The 20,365-nt window shown below is 45.6% G+C and carries 11 protein-coding genes; 2 read left to right on the top strand and 9 right to left on the bottom strand.

The genetic code is table 11. The features are described from left to right. Positions 1-78: 78 nt before the first annotated feature. The 4 genes from PSI17_RS07715 to PSI17_RS07700 all read right to left on the bottom strand — a co-directional run bounded on the left by PSI17_RS07715 (position 79) and on the right by PSI17_RS07700 (position 11,385). Positions 79-2,232, bottom strand: coding sequence for a carbon starvation CstA family protein (locus PSI17_RS07715; RefSeq protein ID WP_273551419.1), 2,154 nt, complete (start codon positions 2,230-2,232; stop codon positions 79-81). A gap of 299 nt (positions 2,233-2,531) precedes the next feature. Beyond that, positions 2,532-3,995, bottom strand: a complete 1,464-nt coding sequence (locus PSI17_RS07710) for a phosphoethanolamine transferase (RefSeq protein WP_273551418.1) — start codon at positions 3,993-3,995, stop codon at positions 2,532-2,534. A 304-nt stretch (positions 3,996-4,299) separates the two neighbouring features. Next, positions 4,300-5,109 (bottom strand): type I methionyl aminopeptidase, encoded by an 810-nt coding sequence (map, locus tag PSI17_RS07705; RefSeq protein WP_273551417.1) that lies wholly within the window; start codon positions 5,107-5,109, stop codon positions 4,300-4,302. A gap of 300 nt (positions 5,110-5,409) precedes the next feature. Next, on the bottom strand, positions 5,410-11,385 hold the full coding sequence (locus PSI17_RS07700; RefSeq protein WP_273551431.1) for a DUF3320 domain-containing protein: 5,976 nt from the start codon (positions 11,383-11,385) through the stop codon (positions 5,410-5,412). Positions 11,386-11,918: 533 nt separating this feature from the next. Between PSI17_RS07700 and mutS the strand changes: the two genes are divergently transcribed. Then, positions 11,919-14,480 carry a DNA mismatch repair protein MutS gene (gene mutS, locus PSI17_RS07695; RefSeq protein ID WP_273551430.1) on the top strand — a complete coding sequence of 854 codons (2,562 nt, stop codon included), beginning with the start codon at positions 11,919-11,921 and terminating at the stop codon, positions 14,478-14,480. A 47-nt stretch (positions 14,481-14,527) separates the two neighbouring features. Beyond that, positions 14,528-15,019, top strand: a complete 492-nt coding sequence (gene miaE, locus PSI17_RS07690) for a tRNA isopentenyl-2-thiomethyl-A-37 hydroxylase MiaE (RefSeq protein WP_273551429.1) — start codon at positions 14,528-14,530, stop codon at positions 15,017-15,019. 411 nt (positions 15,020-15,430) lie between these two features. On the opposite strand, the gene rpoS is transcribed toward miaE, so the two are convergent. The 5 genes from rpoS to truD form a co-directional block, all read right to left on the bottom strand. Then, on the bottom strand, positions 15,431-16,426 hold the full coding sequence (gene rpoS / locus PSI17_RS07685) for an RNA polymerase sigma factor RpoS (protein ID WP_273551416.1): 996 nt from the start codon (positions 16,424-16,426) through the stop codon (positions 15,431-15,433). 52 nt (positions 16,427-16,478) lie between these two features. Beyond that, on the bottom strand, positions 16,479-17,549 hold the full coding sequence (gene nlpD / locus PSI17_RS07680) for a murein hydrolase activator NlpD (protein WP_273551415.1): 1,071 nt from the start codon (positions 17,547-17,549) through the stop codon (positions 16,479-16,481). Positions 17,550-17,702: 153 nt separating this feature from the next. Continuing rightward, entirely contained in the window at positions 17,703-18,329 is a 627-nt protein-coding gene (locus tag PSI17_RS07675) for a protein-L-isoaspartate(D-aspartate) O-methyltransferase (RefSeq protein WP_273551414.1), read from the bottom strand. Further along, positions 18,323-19,087 (bottom strand): 5'/3'-nucleotidase SurE, encoded by a 765-nt coding sequence (gene surE / locus PSI17_RS07670; protein WP_273551413.1) that lies wholly within the window; start codon positions 19,085-19,087, stop codon positions 18,323-18,325. Before surE ends, PSI17_RS07675 begins: the two co-directional genes overlap by 7 nt. Positions 19,088-19,278: 191 nt before the next feature. After that, positions 19,279-20,328, bottom strand: a complete 1,050-nt coding sequence (gene truD, locus PSI17_RS07665) for a tRNA pseudouridine(13) synthase TruD (protein WP_273551412.1) — start codon at positions 20,326-20,328, stop codon at positions 19,279-19,281. Between the last annotated feature and the right edge of the window lie 37 nt (positions 20,329-20,365).

Below are 20,365 nucleotides of genomic sequence, written 5' to 3'. Positions count from 1 at the left end.
ATAATACAAAGCCGATTATATGGGGTATCGCGGTTACTGATACAGCCTGTTTTAGCCGATATCCGTTTTAGTATCGCATCAGTGCGTAGAAGAGACTTTCACCCCACCTTCTGGAACCGGAACATAAGGGGTTTCATTATCGGTACGCTCAGGGTTTTTATTCGCGTTTATCGCCGTCTTGATACCATAGATAATGATGCTATACACCACGATCAGGAACAGAATACTTAAACCCGCATTGGTGTAATTGTTTACAACAATGTGATTCATGTTACTGATTTGTGCCGCCGTCAAATCTGCTCCCCCGTCGGCAATCCGTTGCTTGTATTCTTTCGCCAGAAAGAAGAAGCCTTCAAGCCGCGGGTTGTCACTGAATAATTTCAGCCCCAACGCCCATGTCGTACAAATCAACAACCAAACCGCAGGAATAACCGTGACCCAAATATATTGGGTGCGTTTCATCTTGATCAGTACCACTGTCCCCAATACCAACGCAACGGCGGCCAACATCTGGTTAGAAATACCAAATAGCGGCCACAAGCTCTTGACGCCGCCCAATGGATCAACCACACCTTGATAGAGCAAATAGCCCCATAAGCCGACACAACCGGCTGTACCAATGATGCCCGCAATCAGGGAGTCGGTTTTTTTCAGGAAGGGAACAAAGTTACCCAACAGATCCTGCAACATAAAACGGCCAGAGCGTGTCCCCGCATCCAAAGCGGTCAGGATAAACAGCGCTTCAAACAGAATCCCGAAGTGATACCAGAAGCCCATGTCTGCCGCAGGAATGATCTGATGGAATACGTGAGCAATCCCCACGGCCAGAGTTGGTGCTCCCCCTGCCCGGTTCAGGACCGAAGGTTCACCAATGTCTTTTGCCGTTTGCAGAATTTGATCCGGCGAAATGACAAAGCCCCAGGAACTGACCGTCGCTGCCGCATGGGTCGTCACGTCTTTCAACGAGGCCATAATCATCGGTGCTTCAGCCGTCCCCAAGTTATGTAGGTCAGGCATGGTGATGCCCAATGCAGCCGGCGGGGTATTCATCGCAAAATACAGGCCCGGCTCAATGATGGACGCAGCCACCAATGCCATGATCGCGACAAACGACTCCATCAACATCGCACCATAACCAATGAAGCGTGCATCTTTTTCATTGGCCAGCAGTTTAGGTGTCGTCCCCGAAGCGATCAGCGCATGGAAACCAGACACCGCACCACACGCGATGGTAATAAACAGGAATGGGAACAGGGTTCCTTTCCAAACCGGCCCGGTTCCATCGATGTATTGTGTGACGGCGGGCATTTTCAGTTCTGGATTCAGAATGATAATGCCGACGGCTAAGCCAACAATCACCCCGATTTTCAAGAAGGTTGCCAGATAGTCACGCGGTGCCAGAATCAGCCAAACCGGTAATAGCGCAGAGACAAATGCGTAGCCGATCAGCGCATAAGTGATGGTCGTGTCTTTGAACGTCAGCGCCGGCCCCCAGTAAGGATCGGCGGCGACGACACCACCAAACCAAATGGCAGCAATCAGCATCAGGACACCTATCACGGAGACTTCACCCACACGTCCCGGACGGATATATCGCATGTAGATCCCCATGAAAAGCGCAATGGGTACGGTTGAGCAAACCGTAAATACACCCCAAGGGCTTTCCGCCAAGGCTTTCACGACGATTAAGGCCAGTACCGCCAGAATGATGATCATAATTAAGAAGCAACCAAACAGGGCAATGGTGCCCGGCACACGCCCCATTTCTTCTTTGACGATCTCACCCAATGACGCCCCATTGCGGCGGGAGGAGATAAACAGCACCATAAAGTCCTGCACAGCTCCGGCCAGCACGACGCCGGCCAATAACCACAATGTTCCCGGCAGATAACCCACCTGTGCCGCCAAGACCGGCCCGACCAATGGGCCTGCCCCGGCAATCGCCGCAAAGTGGTGACCAAACAGAACATTTTTGTTGGTGGGAACATAGTTCAAACCGTCATTATTGACCACGGCAGGCGTTGCCCGCGTGGCATCCAGCTTCATCACCTTGGTGGCGATATAAAGGCTGTAATACCGATAAGCAACCAAGTAAACCGCGACGGAAGCGACAACGATCCACAAAGCGCTAACGTGTTCTCCCCGGCGCAGCGCAACAACACCAAGACAAAATGCGCCAATGATCCCCAATATCATCCAGGGGATATGTTTTAAGAATTTATTATTGTTCATAAAACTTCCTTTTCACAGTAAGACGAACAGCAAGTCATTATTTAATTTTACTTCCCTCTGTATAAACCGGCCTTATCATGGCCGACAGGAAGCGGCACCCCGCAGGGTATATACTCCTCGCCACACTGCGCTATGATACAAAACTCTCCCTGATAAGAGGGGAGGATCTGAGCCAGCGGTTAAATACCCGCATTAAGCGGTCAAAATCCTCCCATCAGTGGTTCATCCCCCTAAAACCTGAACCCCGTTTTGTGAGATAACTCACTGATTCGACAGGTTGAAAAACAAAAGCCTATTTCTCAATGGAAGTTAATGCTGTCATCCTTCAGATGATTGAAGTCTTGATACTCGTTACTGAATGAAATCACGGTATGTTGGTTCTGACATGCCTGATTGGAAAACCAATCACATGCGGAGATCAAGCGAGGTTCTTCAATTCCCAGCCATGTCGCTAGCATAGGCAGGAGATGCAAACCGCTACGTTGGGCATCGATGATATGTTTGCCAGCTTTACTCTGATCCGCATTTTCAATGGCATTTTCAGTGGAATAGTCATAGCCGGTAATAATCAAAGGAACTTGATAATTTTGCTTATGACTATCGTTATGCGTCAGATTCTCACGCTCTGTGTTTTTATCCACAAATGACAAGCCATGATCCGCAAAATAGAGCATTGCCCAGTGCAATTGATTTTTATTGGCAATCGCCTCAATGTCTGCCAGCAAACTATCCGTATTTTGGATACTCTGGAGATAACAGGCGATATTTTGGGAATGGAAATAGCTGCCATACTTTCCATCTGTTCTGGCACAAGGTTGTGGATGCGATCCCATTAAGTGAATAACAATCAGTTTCTTCTTCTGCCCATCCTTCACCAACGCCTTGCGAATATAAGGCAATAAATTTTCATCCGGCAGATAACTGCGGTCGTCTGAACTGCCTTCTTTTAGAAAAGTGTAATGATTGGCCTGCTGCCCAATCAGTGCGACCGGAGAATCAAACCCGCCCTTCATTCCCTGATTGGACAACCAGTAAGTCTCAAAGCCCGCTTTTTTCGCCAGTGAAACAATACTGTTATTCAGGTGAAGTTCATTGGCTTCACGCATTGCCAGTGAGTTAGTCAGTGATAATTGGGTCGAGGGTGCCGCAGAAATATAGTGGGTTAATACAGTGGCATTCGCGTTGTCCAACCAAGGGGTATTTTTAGTCGGGAACCCGTAGGCACTCATGAAATCTTTGCGGACACTTTCGCCAATCACCATGATGTAGGTATCATATTTTCCTTCTTTCACCACGGGCTGCCAGTCATCCCGATATTTGATGATCTGGGCAAATCGGTTATTTTCCGACATGACTTTCTGGTAGCTTTGATACGCATCACTGAAAAAGCGAACTTCCGGTAAACTGGTATCAAAAAGTTCCGAACAATCTTCAAAACCCGATTTTATATATCCCTTAGCCGGTGACCAGAAAGCAGAAATAAAAAACAGGGCAAGCAACCCCTTTTTACTTTTGCCTGATAAGGTAATATTTACCTTAAGTGCAAATATCATTAAAACTAAAATGGCGATGGCGGTTAAATAAGTGAAAACCGAAAGCCCGCTGATATATTCCGCCGTTTCATTCCCGTTTGTATAGATTAATGATCCTACTGCATTGACATCCGGATAACCGTAATTGAGGCCGATTGGGGTATAGCACATTCCGATCAGGGAAAAGAAAGCAATCAAAAAGAGATAGGTTCGTCTACTGGTTGCAGCCAAAAATAAAAAGAATGCAAAGGCACTGAAAACATATATTAATTTTAACTGATAGCCCAAACATTTATGTATCAGAAAAATAAGAAAAAAGAGAACAACAATACAAGAGAGATTCTTGTTTTTATCAAGCCAAGACATAATCACCCTATCATTTCACATAGCCGTAGCTAAACTTTATTTAAGTCAATTCATTCAGTCAATTCATTCAATTTGAACAAAATCCAATCCACAGATTTTGCGCAAAAACCCAACACTGCACCACACAGTATTGGGGCGTTATCACACAACAGAACAATAAAATGATGGATTAGCGATTGATTGACAGGTAACGTTCAAAAGATTCGCGTTCTTCATCCCGCAGCGTCAACACGTTAAATCCATCATGGGTAACCAAGATTGTATGCTCAAACTGAGCCGATAAGCGACGATCTTTAGTCGTGACTGTCCAGCCATCTTTATGCAGCTTAATGTCCTTTCGACCTTGGTTGATCATCGGTTCAATCGTGAAAGTCATGCCTTCTTCCAAGATAATCCCTTCTCCCGCCTTGCCATAATGCAGAACTTGTGGTTCCTCATGCATACTGCGACCAATGCCGTGGCCACAATATTCACGCACCACGGTGTAATTATTGGCTTCGGCATGTTGCTGTATTGTATGACCAATATCCCCCAGCGTGATGCCCGGCCTGACCCGCTTAATGGCCTGATATAAACATTCTTGAGTCACATTGACCAAGCGTCTGGCATGGAATGGCACATCCCCGACACAAAATGTGATACTGCTATCGCCGTAATATCCCTCTTTTTTGACGGTGACATCCACATTCACGATATCCCCATTTTTCAGCTTTTTTTCCGAAGGCCAGCCATGACAGACAACGTGATTAACGGAGGTATTCACCGTATAAGGAAAACCATACTGCCCTAAGCTACCCGGTATCGCATCAAGGGTATTGATAATGTAATCATGACAAAATGAATCGATTTCAAGGGTCGTGACACCGGGCACAATAATCGGACAAACAGCTTCCAGCACCTGACCGGTCAAGCGCCCCGCTATTTCCATCTTCTCGATTTCGCGCCTGTCTTTTATCCGTATTCCGTGATTGCTTGCCATATTATTTTTCTCTTGATTCAAGTTATGTAGGTCATTTTTCCATAATACACGGGTTGGACAAGAGATCGTTATTGACTCATCCGCCAATAACCACCTTTCTTCGCCCCGACACGTATCAAATTCCCTTAAGGATTGTGGATTTTCTACCGACATTTGTACCGACATTATGGCAGAATTTTGTTTTTGGATAATAATGGTAAGACCATAATAATCGCCTCCAGAAGTGAGTATCAGGCTGCCAGATAACAGCCTGATCATAAAGATAACAACTATTATTGTCGCTACTGTGTATAAGTTTAACTACCGAGCAATATCATTGATAACCGCCTCGATCCTTGTCCTCACCGTGCTGGTTACACGCCTAAAACCGAACATTCGTGAGATTTCTGCCGCCCGATCGGCTTCTTTAATCAATTCAGCCAATAGACGTATTTCTTCATAAGCAATTTCATTGATGGAGCGCATATCATCTTCCGTGGCAGGTAAACGTACTTGATGCCACGTTTCACTCTGTTTTTGTGATACCCAAACAAAATCTCCATCGATTTCATCTGCCTTGATAAAGTGTTCACTTGCCACTATTTCTAAAATACGATGACGGATCCTTTGCCCCGCCCTGCTGAAACCATGCACTCTGGCGATACGTTGTACTAGCAGCGTATCCAATAAAGGGGCTTCTTGTTCGAGAACATGAGAGATCAATTGACGCAATATCACCTCATATTCAGAATGATAGAATTTATCTGGATTGATGTTTGGCATAAGGTCAGAAAAATCGGTGACTCTGTACTCTTTCGTTTGATGTTCTACTTGCGCTATATGGCGAACATTATCATAGCGAATATGATCGCTATTATTGCTCTCAACATAATTACTGGCAATTTTACCTTCAGAAAAGATAAAATCGCCCTGTCTCCCATCAATATTCGCAATGGCGCTAGTTTCTTCGACTACTGTTTTCCCGATAGATAAGGACTCCGATACCTCTTTATCTTGCAAGATGACATTTCCGGTGACTGTATGTGCTGTTTCCGAAGTGTGGTCAGGTGAAGGTATACGTTCTAATTGTGCTCTCGATTCTGCCAATAATGCTTCTATCGCATTGTGAAGGCGTTCAAGTGCCCCGTGTTTATCTACCCACCATTCGGTTGACCAAACTCGAACTAACTCCCATCCCAATCTTTTCAAGATAGCAGCACGTACTTTGTCTCGATCCCTTGCGGTTGCAGCACTGTGATAGGTTGCACCATCGCATTCAACGCCAACGAGATAGTCCCCAGGCCGATCAGGATGCACGATACCCAAGTCAATGCGAAAACGTGATACGCCAATTTGGGGAACCACATTCCACCCTTTCTGGCGCAACCCTTGTGCAACAGCTTCTTCAAATGGCGAATCATAGCTACCCAGTGATCCCTTGATCGCTTGTGCCAATACAATCGGCCCACGTCTGGCAAATTCGATGAAATGTTTGAGATCTTGAACCGCACGGGCATTGGTTCGGTTAAGATCGATCATTGATGAATCAAATGAGGTAAAGAGCAGCATTTCATGTCTGGCTCGGGTGATAGCGACGTTGAGGCGACGCCATCCCCCTTCTCTATTCAGTGGGCCAAAATTCATGGACATCGTATTGGCTTCCGGCTCCGTCGGGCCATAGCCAATTCCCAACATAATCAAATCACGTTCATCTCCTTGTACTGTCTCCAAATTTTTGACTACCACAGGTTCATGCAAATCATCTTGGAAGTAAGGCTCAATCGCTGGATATTGCTGACGCGCTTTATCCAGTAAGTCAGAAATCAAACTTTGCTGTTCACTGTTTAGTGTGATGATGCCAATAGACTGGCCTGTTTTAATAAACTCGGGATCTGTCAGGCGCGTGACCGTTTCCGCAACAATCGCTTCGGCCTCTTTCTGATTACGCTTATTTTTTCCTTTGGTATAAACACCTTCAACTCTGTGCCACTTGACTGTACTTGGCGTAGTCTGTGCCGCCGGGAAGGTAATCAGATTGCTGTCGTAATAGCGGTGATTGGAAAACGCAATCAGGCTTTCATGGCGGCTGCGGTAGTGCCAGCTTAGACTATGGTTATACAATCCGGCAGCCAAGCATTCATCAAGAATACTTTCCATATCCTGTTCAGTATCATCTTCCTGATCCGTCGCGCCTCTGTTGAAGAAGCTGGTTGGTGGCATTTGACGCGGATCACCGGCTATTACCACCTGCTTGCCCCTTGCTATAGAACCAACGGCATCCCATGGAGAGATCTGCGATGCCTCATCAAAAATAACCAAATCAAATAATTCCTGATTGGCTGGGAGGAATTGCGCAATTGAGAGTGGGCTCATCAACATGCAGGGCGCCAATTTTGTCATCGCATCCCCCATTTCCAGCGCTAATTGACGCACTGGCTTATGTCGGCGGGATTTTTGCAATTCATGTTTTAAGATCCCAAACCCACTCTGCTTGCTCACTTCGTTTTTGGCTGGGATCAATCCACATAATTTTGCCCGGATATACCGTACTGAAAGCTCGGATAAGCGATCATCCTGCTTACGATAGGCTTCAATATCACTCATATGCTCTGCGGGAACAAAATTATGCAAGAGTGGCTCAGCATCAATAACCCATGCAGCAAACCAACGTGCGTAAGCAGTTTCGAAAATTTCAGTTATTTGGCCTTCAGGCAAGGCATTTTTAGTCAGTGCTTCTGTCAGTGGTTGCAATCCAATAGAATTGGCTTCTTCCCGTACCCGACACCAATCACACCAAGATTTTAATTCAGCTTTATACTGAGTAATGTTTATAGCAAGTTCTCTGATATGGGGTAACGTTTGTTCTTGCAGATTGGGCTCACCAGACTGTTGACCAAGATGTTTTGCTATGCACTGAAAATCCGTCATTGCTTGTTTAAGGTTCACCAAACGAGTGGCCAAATTTCCTTCTTGGCTTAACAAATCATTAGAATCAATCACCAAAGTAGTAACAGCAGTACGAAGTTGTACAAAGTGTTGTGAGGATGTTGCGGTGGCACTCATAGCGGTTCGAATTTGTTCAGACAAATTCACCACAGCTACCATTTTGTTCAGGTCGCTGTTTTGGGCATTCCAACCCGGTATATCCAACAATTCGGGAGCGATCCCTTCTATATCGGTTAAATATTCCCGTATCTTACGCAATCTTGCCAAGTCGTCCATGACATCAGGAATACCCGATGCTCCGCCTTGATTCGCCAGTTCCCTGCCAACTTTCTTTTTCGCCAATGAACTCAAGAACCAGAATTTCTTCTCAGCTTTTTGCCAATCACGTTCAATCTGTTCAATATTTATACGTCGATAGTGTTCCACCGAATAGGCAATGGATAATGTCTGTTGTGTTTCACGGTACACTTCCACCAGCGCGCTCGCTTTCCTTGCCGTACTCACTTTCTCGCTCACGTTAGGAGCAAACATAAAGCGCAGATCGCAAGCGTGTGCTGCCAGCAATAACTCAGTCAACCTAACCAACTGCTGTAAGTGATGGAGAGAGACTTCATTGGTATCACTGTTGATAACAAGTCCCGTTGCTGTCAGTAATGCTTCCATTGCCACAGTAAGCCTTTCCAGTGCGTTGGAAAGTTCGCCCGCAGTAGCAACAATACTTTCCTGCCAACCATTCGACCAATCAATGCGCAAAATTGCATCAAACATGCCTGAAAATTGTTTAGCTGATGGTGCATTCAAATCAAGTCGTCGGGCAACATCCCTCAACTGGATCATGGCATTTTGATCGTGAAGCGTACCTGCCAGCCACGGCAATTTTGGCGTTGCTTCATTGGCATCCCGAATCACTCTACCGATCGCCTGATGTACCGTTAAATCGTTAGGCCACTTCTTATGTAGAACGTTAACCGCATCATTTAATTTTTCTCGTAACCGCTGAACATGACGGGCTTCTTTTTCCCACTCTTCCTTTGACAATACATCACGCGTATCCCACGCCTTTTCCAGTTGCTTCAAAAATTCGACTTTCGAGGTTTTACTGGAATGCAATTCAATACAAAATTCACCCAGCCCTTTCTCTGCTAGCCTGCGATAAACGACATCCAACGCCGCTTTTTTCTCAGCGACAAACAGTACACGCCGGCCTAGCGCTAAGTTGTGAGCTATCATATTGGCAATGGTCTGCGATTTACCCGTTCCCGGCGGACCATCCAGAACAAAATCCCGGCCACTGGCGGAAGCAACAATGGCAGAGAGTTGTGATGAATCCGCAGGAAGGGGAATGAAAACGTTGCTCGCCTTAATTTTATTATCCAACTCCCCTGGTTCGACAAACTCTCCTGACGGCTCCAGTTTTGCTTTTCCGGCTTCCCGTTCAATCAAGTATTTCACTAATGAGTGCTGCATCAACTGTTCAGATCGATCAACCAAATCTTTCCACATCAAGTACTTGGAAAATGAAAATGTTCCTATAACTAACTCTTTGGTGACTTCAAAACCCGAGATGTCTCGAACTGCCCTGCGGACAATATTCCAAATTCCCTCAACATCAATGCCACTTTCATCAGTTGGCAATTCGCCTTCTAATTTAGGAATTGCCAATTGAAAATCATGGCGCAACAGTTCAAGCAGGGTAAGGTTAAAGCGCGACTCCTCTTCAAGGATACGCATCGTGACACCTGATATAACACTTTTACGCTCAAGACGAATGGGAAGCAGTATTAGTGGTGCAGAATATGTTTTCGGATCATCTGCCGATTTCTTCCATTTCAAAAAACCAATAGCCAGAAACAGGGTATTGGCCCCTCCTTCGTCCAAATCATTGCGAGCTTTTCGATAGAGATCGATCAACGAAGCTTCAAGTTTTATTTTTTCCAGTGCCCCAACAACTTCACCACGCTTTAAAGCACCTCTGGCATATTCTTCATAGAGATTCTCGCTGTGTTGCTGTTGGTAAAGTTCAGCATCACGTCCAGCCATTTCTAAATCAGGCATAGCGACAATACGAATAGTTTTGCCTTCTGCCAACTTATCTTCCAACTCCGCGGGATTGGGGCAAATCAACCTGACTCCCTTAGCATTTTCGGGTAAGTGAAGCAATCGATTTCGCGTGGTGAGATCCAATAGCTTTCTTTGCCAAACCGTTAGCTTATCGGCAACGCTATTGGGCAAATCGGCTCGAATCTCGACATCAAATCCGGGCAAAACAGGAGCCTCTTCCAGCGCATCATTGATCACCTCTGTTTCAGTACCTTGAGGCAAGGTTTCAGCCCTATGTTGTGCAGCCAACGCAAGGGGGCGAATTTTCTGCATTCGTGCCCGGTGGATATCGACTGCCATAATAAATTCTTGTTCCGTCAATTGGCGTTTTGCCGCTTCAATGGCCTGACTAAAAGACGGGGCAGGAGATTTGGTTATCATCGTCGTTTCAAAAACCACCATTTCCTGCAAATCAATGCGCTTGCGAACCGCAGAAACATCTTCTGTTATCAGCGTTGAAAATTCCTGTGGCTGTAACCAGAATCCAACAAACGAGTGACCTTCAGTGAAAATCACCATCGAATTCATTCCCATCTGTTCAATGGCCGCGGCAAAAAACAAAGTACTATCCAGACAGGTGGCAATTTTTCCATCCAAGATAGTTGATGGTGTGCGTATTTTCTGCCCTTGTATTTCAAAACTGGCAGGTGGCAACGCATAGCTGAGTTTCAAGCCAGCAATGGCAGACCACAGTGCAGACACCATTTCCCAACAACGTCGTCTGGATTGGGCCTTATAGCCATTAATACCGTCATTCTTCCCAGCCCTGCGCAATACGTCTGAGGTACCTTTCAACACCTTATCAATAGCAACATCATTTGGCATGACAAAAGCTGCGATCAGCTCTGGCATGGTTCCACCACCCCATTCATTTTTTGCCAGTAGCTCAATTGGGTAGTGATGAGTGACAAGGGGATTTCCACCATCAGAGAGCGTTAATGTGATACCTCCTTTAACACTCTCTGAGAGAGAAAACAGATATTCCGCATTCAGTTTTATATCACGCTCTGCAATTTCAATGCTGTCGCCTGGCGATAATTGGTCAATACTCCATGTCTTGGATTCAAGAAAGGCGGGTGACGAGGTGAGTGAAAGTGTCAAATTTTTATAATCGTTTTTCTCAGAGAGTTCCTCTTTATTTTCCCCCTCATAGTCTTCCTTCACATAGTTCACTCGTAACTCACGTAAAATCGGCACAGCATTTTGATGGGAGGCGAAACCAATTTTGTTGGTAATGCTTCCTTCTAACATGATATCCACTGATAAAATCTCCAGAATATGCGGTATAAATATCCGCTCAGAATTATTGACGGTTAGTCTGGAATAAAAAGCCTAATATAATTGCATAACTTCATATCCAATAATTGTGATACGCACTCAATTTAATCATTTTATTAATGATTGCAGAGCGTTTTTCATGCACTCTCGCCTTCATACGCCACAGGCACGCATTTCTACCCTTGTATACCAAATATGATATCAATATTCTTGAAACCTTAGGACGATGTGTTTACTGATGGCGACTTCAGGACAGGGATAATAAAGGATTAATCGAGCCGCTTCGCAATCCTGCTGAATTATGAAAAAATCCGATACATTCCTGCGAGTAATCCTGCTAACCTACCGTGCAAATCTTCCTAATTGCATCTACAGATGAATCACACAGATTATCAGTGATAAGATAGCGTTTTCGCCCAATGCGGGTGGGGAGCCGTCACATGGGTTGACTGAGCGTCGATGGCCCAACTGAGTCAACAGGAATAATACAATTGAATCAAGTCAATATGAAAGAATCGCCAGCAAAGGATATCGATAGCCATACTCCCATGATGCAGCAGTACCTGCGCCTGAAAGCACAGCACCCAGATATTCTGCTGTTTTATCGGATGGGGGATTTTTACGAGTTATTCTATGATGATGCCAAAAAAGCGGCGAAATTACTGGATATCTCCCTGACCAAACGTGGGCAATCAGCAGGTCAGCCTATTCCTATGGCGGGCGTTCCTTATCACGCAATCGAAAACTATCTGGCAAAACTGGTACAACTCGGTGAATCTGCGGCAATCTGTGAACAAGTTGGTGATCCTGCAACCAGTAAAGGCCCTGTTGAACGCAAAGTTGTACGTATTGTTACCCCCGGCACTGTCACTGATGAGGTCTTGCTACAAGAGCGCCAGGATAATCTGCTGGCGGCTATCTGGCATGATAGCCAGGGCTTTGGTTACGCGACGCTGGATATCACTTCTGGCCGTTTCCGTGTGGCCGAAATGCCCGACGAAGATACCATTGCCGCAGAACTGCAACGCACCCGCCCCGCAGAATTGCTCTATCCTGAAGCCTTTGCGCCTATGGCGCTGATTGAACGTTGTCATGGCCTGCGCCGACGCCCCATGTGGGAGTTTGAGCTGGATACAGCAAGGCAGCAACTGAATTTGCAATTTGGCACACATGACCTGATTGGCTTCGGTGTGGAAAAGGCGACGCTCGCCCTGCGTGCAGCAGGCTGTTTGCTGCAATATGTCAAGGATACCCAACGCACTGCCCTGCCTCATATTCGCAGCCTGACGATGGAGCGCCCGCAGGAAACGGTCATTATGGATGCCGCCACCCGCCGTAATCTGGAGCTGACACAAAATTTATCCGGTAGCACTGAGAATACGCTGGCGTCAGTCCTCGATCAGTGTGTGACACCGATGGGCAGCCGTATGCTGAAACGCTGGCTACATACGCCAATCCGCAATAAAGAGACGCTGAAAAATCGTCATCAAGCCATTTCCGCATTACAGGAAATCGGTGATGAATTGCAGCCGTTTTTACGTCAGGTCGGTGACTTAGAGCGTGTTCTTGCCCGTCTTGCCCTTCGTTCTGCCCGTCCCCGTGATCTGGCCAGAATGCGCCATGCTTTCCAGCAATTACCGGATATTCATCAGATCCTGACATCTTCCGATTTCCCTTATATTCAGGCGCTACAGCAGCGTGTGGGGCATTTTGATGAATTGCAGACACTACTGGAGAATGCCATTGTCGAAACGCCGCCTGTTTTAGTGCGTGACGGTGGTGTGATTGCCACAGGTTATCATGCGGAGCTGGATGAGTGGCGGGCACTGGCCGATGGTGCCAGTGATTATCTGGATAAACTGGAGATCCGCGAACGCGAAAAACTTGGCATTGATACGCTGAAAGTGGGCTTTAATGCGGTGCATGGTTATTATATTCAGGTGAGTCGTGGACAGAGCCATTTAGTCCCTATCCATTATGTTCGTCGTCAAACACTGAAAAATGCCGAACGCTATATCATTCCTGAATTAAAGGAATATGAAGACAAGGTGCTCACTTCCAAAGGCAAAGCACTTGCCATTGAAAAAGCCCTGTACGAAGCGTTATTCGATTTGTTGCTGCCTCATCTGGCTGATTTGCAAACCTGTGCCGAAGCACTGTCAGAACTGGATGTACTGGCAAATCTTGCCGAACGTGCTGAAACGCTGAATTACACCTGCCCGACCCTGACGGATAAAGTCGGTATCCAGATCACAGGTGGCCGGCATCCGGTTGTCGAGCAAGTATTGAGCGAACCATTTATTTCTAACCCATTGACGCTCTCTTCACAGCGCCGCTTGCTGATTATTACCGGCCCGAATATGGGGGGAAAAAGCACTTATATGCGCCAGACAGCGTTGATTACGCTGATGGCCTATATTGGCAGTTTTGTGCCTGCCGAAAAAGCGGTTATTGGCCCTGTTGATCGCATCTTTACACGTGTCGGGGCCTCTGATGATCTGGCTTCCGGGCGCTCTACCTTTATGGTGGAAATGACCGAAACAGCCAATATTTTGCATAACGCGACTGAATACAGTTTGGTTTTGATGGATGAGATCGGCCGTGGCACATCAACTTACGATGGCTTATCCCTTGCATGGGCTTGTGCTGAAAATTTGGCTAACCGCATCAAGGCAATGACGCTGTTTGCGACTCACTATTTCGAACTGACAAACCTGCCGGAAAAACTGGAAGGTGTCGTCAATATCCATCTTGATGCGGTCGAGCATGGCGAAACTATCGCTTTCATGCACAATGTACAGGAAGGAGCAGCAAGCAAGAGTTATGGACTCGCCGTTGCTTCGCTGGCAGGGGTTCCGCGCGATGTGATTAAACGCGCCCGCCAAAAATTGAAGGAGTTGGAATCACTCTCCAATCATGCGACGGTCGGCCATGTTGATACCCCACAATTAACGCTGCTGACAGAAGAAACATCTCCGGCTGTTGAAGCATTGGAAAACCTTAATCCTGATACCTTGACACCACGTCAGGCATTGGAATGGATTTATCGTCTCAAAGATATGGTTTAACGGTGGCAGGGATCGCAATGAATGGAGTAACAATGATTGGGGCAGCGATGATTGGAACAGCAACCAAGTTTGATACCAATCTGTTAGCGTCCATTTATCAATTTTTACAGTGCGAGACGCCCGATCAGTGGGTAGACAAGGCCCGGCGGCCCGAAAGCTTGCCGATTTTGTTGCGCGATCACCTGCTATGTGAATTGAAAGCGGCACAAAGTGCCATGTTCTTAATCCGTAAATATGCCGTTGAACCTGAGAGTGCCGGTACGCTGGTCGATAAGCTGATTATTGGTGCCTATATTGAAGCGCGCTCATGCGAACGTTTCGCAAAACTGGCTCCCCATTTGGATGAAGACTTGGGCAAATTTTATATTTCCCTTCTGCGTTCAGAAGCGCGCCATTATCAAGATTATTTGGCACTGGCTCAGTCAATATCTAAAGAAGATATTACAACGAGGGTGAATTATTTTGGTCAGGTTGAAGCGGAGCTTATTCAAACACCTGATTATGATTTTAAGTTTCATAGTGGCATTCCCATTATCTGAAATGGGTAAATCAAATCGCATTCTAAAATGCTAATAGGAATATATACTCATCCGTACTTCAAGATACATTGATTATCTCCCCGCGACGCGGGGAATAATAAGTTGCTTTTGTCTTGCGAGCTGCAACTTGAAGTTTATAGGGTATCAATGAGTGAATGAATAAATAAAAGGTGGGCTTATTTTGCCCACCTTTGAATGACCATGTAATATACCTTTGTCTATTCAATTGTCACTTTGTGAATGATTTCGACTCTTTCCAATCACGAGTTATCTAGCTATCTCGTTATCTTTGTTGCTGGAAATATGTTTATTTTCCACCACGTTGCAATTTGAAATTTCTTAGGTCTATTTTCTAAATATAAGTTTCTTTGGTATAAGTTGCTTTTGTATAAGCTTCTTTTGTATAAAGAACTAAGTGCGGAATAATGATTCCATATTCAAGCCTTGGGTATGCAATATATCTCTAAGGCGGCGCAATCCCTCAACTTGAATCTGACGAACTCTCTCCCTTGTTAAACCGATTTCTCGTCCAACATCTTCTAATGTTTCTGCTTCGTATCCAAGCAAACCGAAACGACGGGCCAACACTTCGCGCTGTTTTGCGTTCAATTCAAACAACCATTTCACGATACTCTGTTTCATATCATCATCTTGAATGGTGGTTTCCGGCCCTGAATCATTTTCATCAGATAAAATATCCAATAATGCTTTATCTGAATCACCACTAATTGGGGTATCGACAGACGTAATGCGTTCATTAAGCCGCATCATACGACTTACGTCTTCAACCGGTTTATCCAGTTTTTCCGCAATTTCTTCGATACTGGGTTCATGATCCAATGTGTGTGCCAGTTCTCTTGCAGTACGTAAATAGACATTCAATTCCTTGACTATGTGAATAGGCAGACGAATTGTACGAGTTTGATTCATGATGGCTCGTTCAATTGTTTGACGTATCCACCATGTCGCATAAGTAGAAAAACGAAAACCTTTTTCTGGATCAAATTTTTCTACTGCACGAATAAGCCCGAGGTTACCTTCTTCAATCAGATCTAACAGTGCCAATCCACGATTACTGTATCGGCGGGATATTTTTACAACCAATCGCAAGTTACTTTCAATCATACGTTGGCGCGCAGCAATATCTCCTCGCAGTGCCCGTCTGGCAAAAAGAACCTCTTCCTCTGCTGTCAACAGAGGTGAGAAACCAATCTCTCCCAGATAAAGTTGTGTTGCATCAAGAACCCGTTGGTTTACTCCTTGCAACACATCCAAATCTTCATCAAGACCAGTTAATTCATCCTCATCTTTCAGCAACGCTTCATCAAAGTCATCAGCTTCCATGCTATTTTCGTCTAAATCCGCATCATCATACAACTTATTAACTTTAAGCGTACTTTGGCTCATTAGCTGCTCCTACCCATGATAATGCGGGCAGGATTTCAGATCCTGCCCCGGTTTATCGCTGCGGAAGATAACGCAGCGGGTTTACGGATTTTCCCTTATAGCGAATTTCAAAATGTAATCTTACTGAACTTGTTCCGGTGCTACCCATCGTGGCAATTTTTTGCCCGGCTTGAACATCCTGCTGCTCACGAACCAACATTGTGTCGTTGTGGGCATAAGCGCTTAGGTAGTCATCGTTATGTTTTATTATTATTAAATTTCCATATCCGCGTAATGCATTTCCGGCATAAACCACTTTCCCACTGGCTGTTGCAAATACGGGTTGACCGCGAGTCCCCGCAATATCAATGCCTTTATTTCCCCCTTGAGAATCAGAGAAACCTTCGAGAGTTTTTCCTTCTGCCGGCCACCTCCAACTATTAATAGTATCAAGCCCATTAATAGCGCTGTTTATCCCCGTATCTGTTGCTGTCGATACTGTTGAAGAGGCACTGTCGCTACCAGAAATAGTTTCCTTTGGCAACATCTTTCCTGACCTTGGTCTATCAATAGTTGCAGGATACGCATTAATTTTTTGAAAATCAACCTGCTTAATTTTAGATTGGGTACTATTTGATGCTATTAATACACCATTTTTGGAGGTTGAATTCCCCATCCTCAGGACTTGGCCAACATTTAAGCTATAAGGCTCTGAAATATTATTTCTGCTAGCCAGATCACGAAAGTCATTACCGGTAATCCAAGCGACATAAAACAAGGTATCGCCATGTTTAACCGTGTAAGTACTCCCGTTGTAGCTTCCTTTCGGGATGCTCTCGTAGTTACGGCTATAGATGATTCGTCCTTGAGATGCCTGCTCACTGGCAGCATCATTCACTGAATGACGGTTTTTAGCAGCATGATTATCTGGTATGCGATTTGTTGAGAGTACAGAAGGAGAAGATGCCATTGGCGTCGAAACTGATGATGGTCTGGAGAGTAATCCTCCGTTTTTCTCCTTATTGTCGATATTTACTATTGGAGCCGGACGATTTGGTGTATTGCTACAACCTACCAGCATAGCTCCCATGACGGTGCTAGCGATTATCCACTTTATTTTTTTCACTGGGTTTCCTAGGTTCATACTTTATTCCCCCATAAAGGCAAATATAAGTGTAAATAACGATGATTTATAAAGAAATTTAGAATGACTAAAGACTTAAAGCGAAACATTTTGCTTAATTTCAGAAAAAATAACAGCTAATTTGAAAATGACTTCTCAAATAAATTTAGCTGATTATGCTAGCTCGCCTTGAATTAAGGGTACAAAACGGACAGATTCGATAATGTCGCCATGAAAATCATTCCCATAACGATGTACCACTTTCAGTAATTGAGTATGCTCGCCGACAGGCAAAACCATCACCCCCCCATCGGCAAGTTGATGAAGCAGCGCCTGCGGAATTTCTGGTGGTGCAGCGGTGACAATGATGGCGTTAAAAGGCCCTTTTGATGGCCATCCATTCCAGCCATCACCATGGCGGGTTGAGATATTGTGCAGGTCGAGTTGCTTTAGTCTGCGTTTAGCCTGCCACTGCAATCCCTTAATCCGCTCTACGGAGAAAACGTGTTTGGCTAAGTGAGCAAGTATTGCTGTTTGATAACCTGAGCCTGTCCCAATTTCCAATACAGTGGATACAGCGGTTAAATTCAGCAATTCTGTCATGCGAGCAACGATATAAGGTTGGGATATGGTTTGCCCATGGCCAATGGGCAGTGCGGTATTTTCATATGCCTTATGGGCAAGGGCTTCATCTACAAAACATTCCCGAGGTACTCTGGCAATAATTTCTAACAGGTGCTCATTGTGAATGCCTTGCTGACGCAATTGCGCCAGCAAATTTTTCATCGACCGGTTTAACATTCCCCAATATCCCCGACTTTTGCCAACCAATCATTGATCAGCGCCTGAGCTTTATACGCCGTCAAGTCCACCTGCAAGGGGGTAATGGAGACAAATCCCTCGTCCACCGCAGCAAAGTCCGTTTCCGGCCCAAAATCACTTTTTTCTCCCGGCGGGCCTATCCAATAGAGCATATTACCTTTGGGATCTTCCAGGGAATAGACTTGCTCAGCAGCGCTGCGGCTACCACACCGCGTCACTCGAAACCCCTTGATTTGTTCAATGGGAATATCAGGCACATTAATATTCAGAATATTGCCCGCTCGCAATGGGGACTTTTGCAGCCAAGCTAATAAACGCACGGTCACTTCTGCCGCTGTTTCGTAATGTTTGTCACCATTGAGCGATACTGCCAGTGCGGGTAATCCTAAGTGACGCCCTTCCATTGCAGCCGCGACTGTGCCAGAGTATATAACGTCATCACCGAGGTTAGGGCCACAGTTGATGCCTGAAACGACAATATCAGGACGAGGACGAACCAGATTATTCACGCCCAAATACACACAATCTGTCGGTGTACCTTCCTGAACAGAAATATCACCATTGTTCAGTGTGTGGATGCGCAAGGGGCGATCCAGCGTTAAGGCATTCGACGCACCACTACGGTTACGGTCAGGTGCAACGACCTGAACATGATAGTGTTTCCGCAATGTAGCCGCTAAGGTTTGAATACCCGGCGCGGTGACACCATCATCGTTACTCAGCGATATCCGCAGCATTGATATATCTCGTTGATTTCATTGATAATAACATAGATTAATACGATAACTTACCCTGTGTTGTCCCGTTTGTCTGGTATAACCTATGATTGGACAATATTAAGGCTATCAGAAAATTGTTTGATCTTAGCATGAGGTTGACAGTTTTGTAGAGCGGCTTTGCATTCAGGCGATATAATTAGCCAGCGCCATTATTCAGCAATATCCGCCACCTTATTTTGATCCTGATTGATGAGTTCTCTGACCACACTGGTTGCAAAGCTACCGGATGGCAGGGAGAAATGGAGGGTGACGGTTTGGTCATCTTGCCATTTCCAACCCAGATTAAGCGGTTTCACCAATATTGCCCGACGGGCGCTTTCCACGCGTTCACGTCTGACCAATGCCCAAAGAGATTCGTAATCCAATAAGCATTGCTGTTCAAAATCCAAGGCTTGGTACTGCGTTCCCAATGCCTTGTCTCCCGGTAAAGGCGCGGTGATTTGTAACTCGCCATCCATGACTCGCTGCTGCAACACTGACAATTCAGATTCATCAGCCACAAACCAGCTACCCCGTCCGGTTAATTGTAACGCATCACCCTTTTTCACCTGCTGATGTTCACCCTGTGCGATACGTCTGCTGGCAATGGTATTAAACATAGCGCTACGGCAGGCAGAGAGGTAAAAACTGCGGCGGCTGCGTTCCTTGACATGAATTTCATTAGCCGCCCAACGTTGGGCCTGAACTAAATTTTGTCCATCCCGTCCGAAACGTTGTTCACCAAAGTAATTTGGAACGCCGGTTTGCGCTATCTGCTGCAAGCGTTTTTCCACCGATGGACGGTCAGAGATTTCTCTTAATAACAGAGTAAAATCATTGCCTTTCAATGCGCCAATCCGTAGTTTGCGCTTCTGGCGTGAGGTCGCCAGCACTTCACAACCTTCAAGTTGAAATGCCGTTAAATCCGGATCTTGTTTTCCCGGCAAGTGCAGACAAAACCACTGTTCCGTCACCGCATTGCGATCTTTCAACCCCGCATAGCTGACAGAACGCGCCGGTATTTTGGCAAAACGGGCAAGATGATCCGCAACAAATTGGGTGTTACATCCCGTTTTACGGAGATGTATCATTAAGTGTTCACCTTCTCCATCAGGAGAAAATCCCAAGTCTTCGCGAACAATAAAATCTTCTGGTGTCGCTTTAACAACGCCGGTCGCTTCTGGTTGACCATAAAACCAATGTAATTCATTCAATGCCATGTTTATTTCTTTACCAACTATTTCTTTTACCAACTAT

The sequence above is a fragment of the Xenorhabdus sp. IM139775 genome, from assembly GCF_028598745.1.
In the GTDB taxonomy this organism is placed as follows: domain Bacteria; phylum Pseudomonadota; class Gammaproteobacteria; order Enterobacterales; family Enterobacteriaceae; genus Xenorhabdus.
The sequence above is the reverse complement of the archived record's forward strand: the minus strand, read 5'-3'. Positions and strand labels throughout refer to the sequence as shown.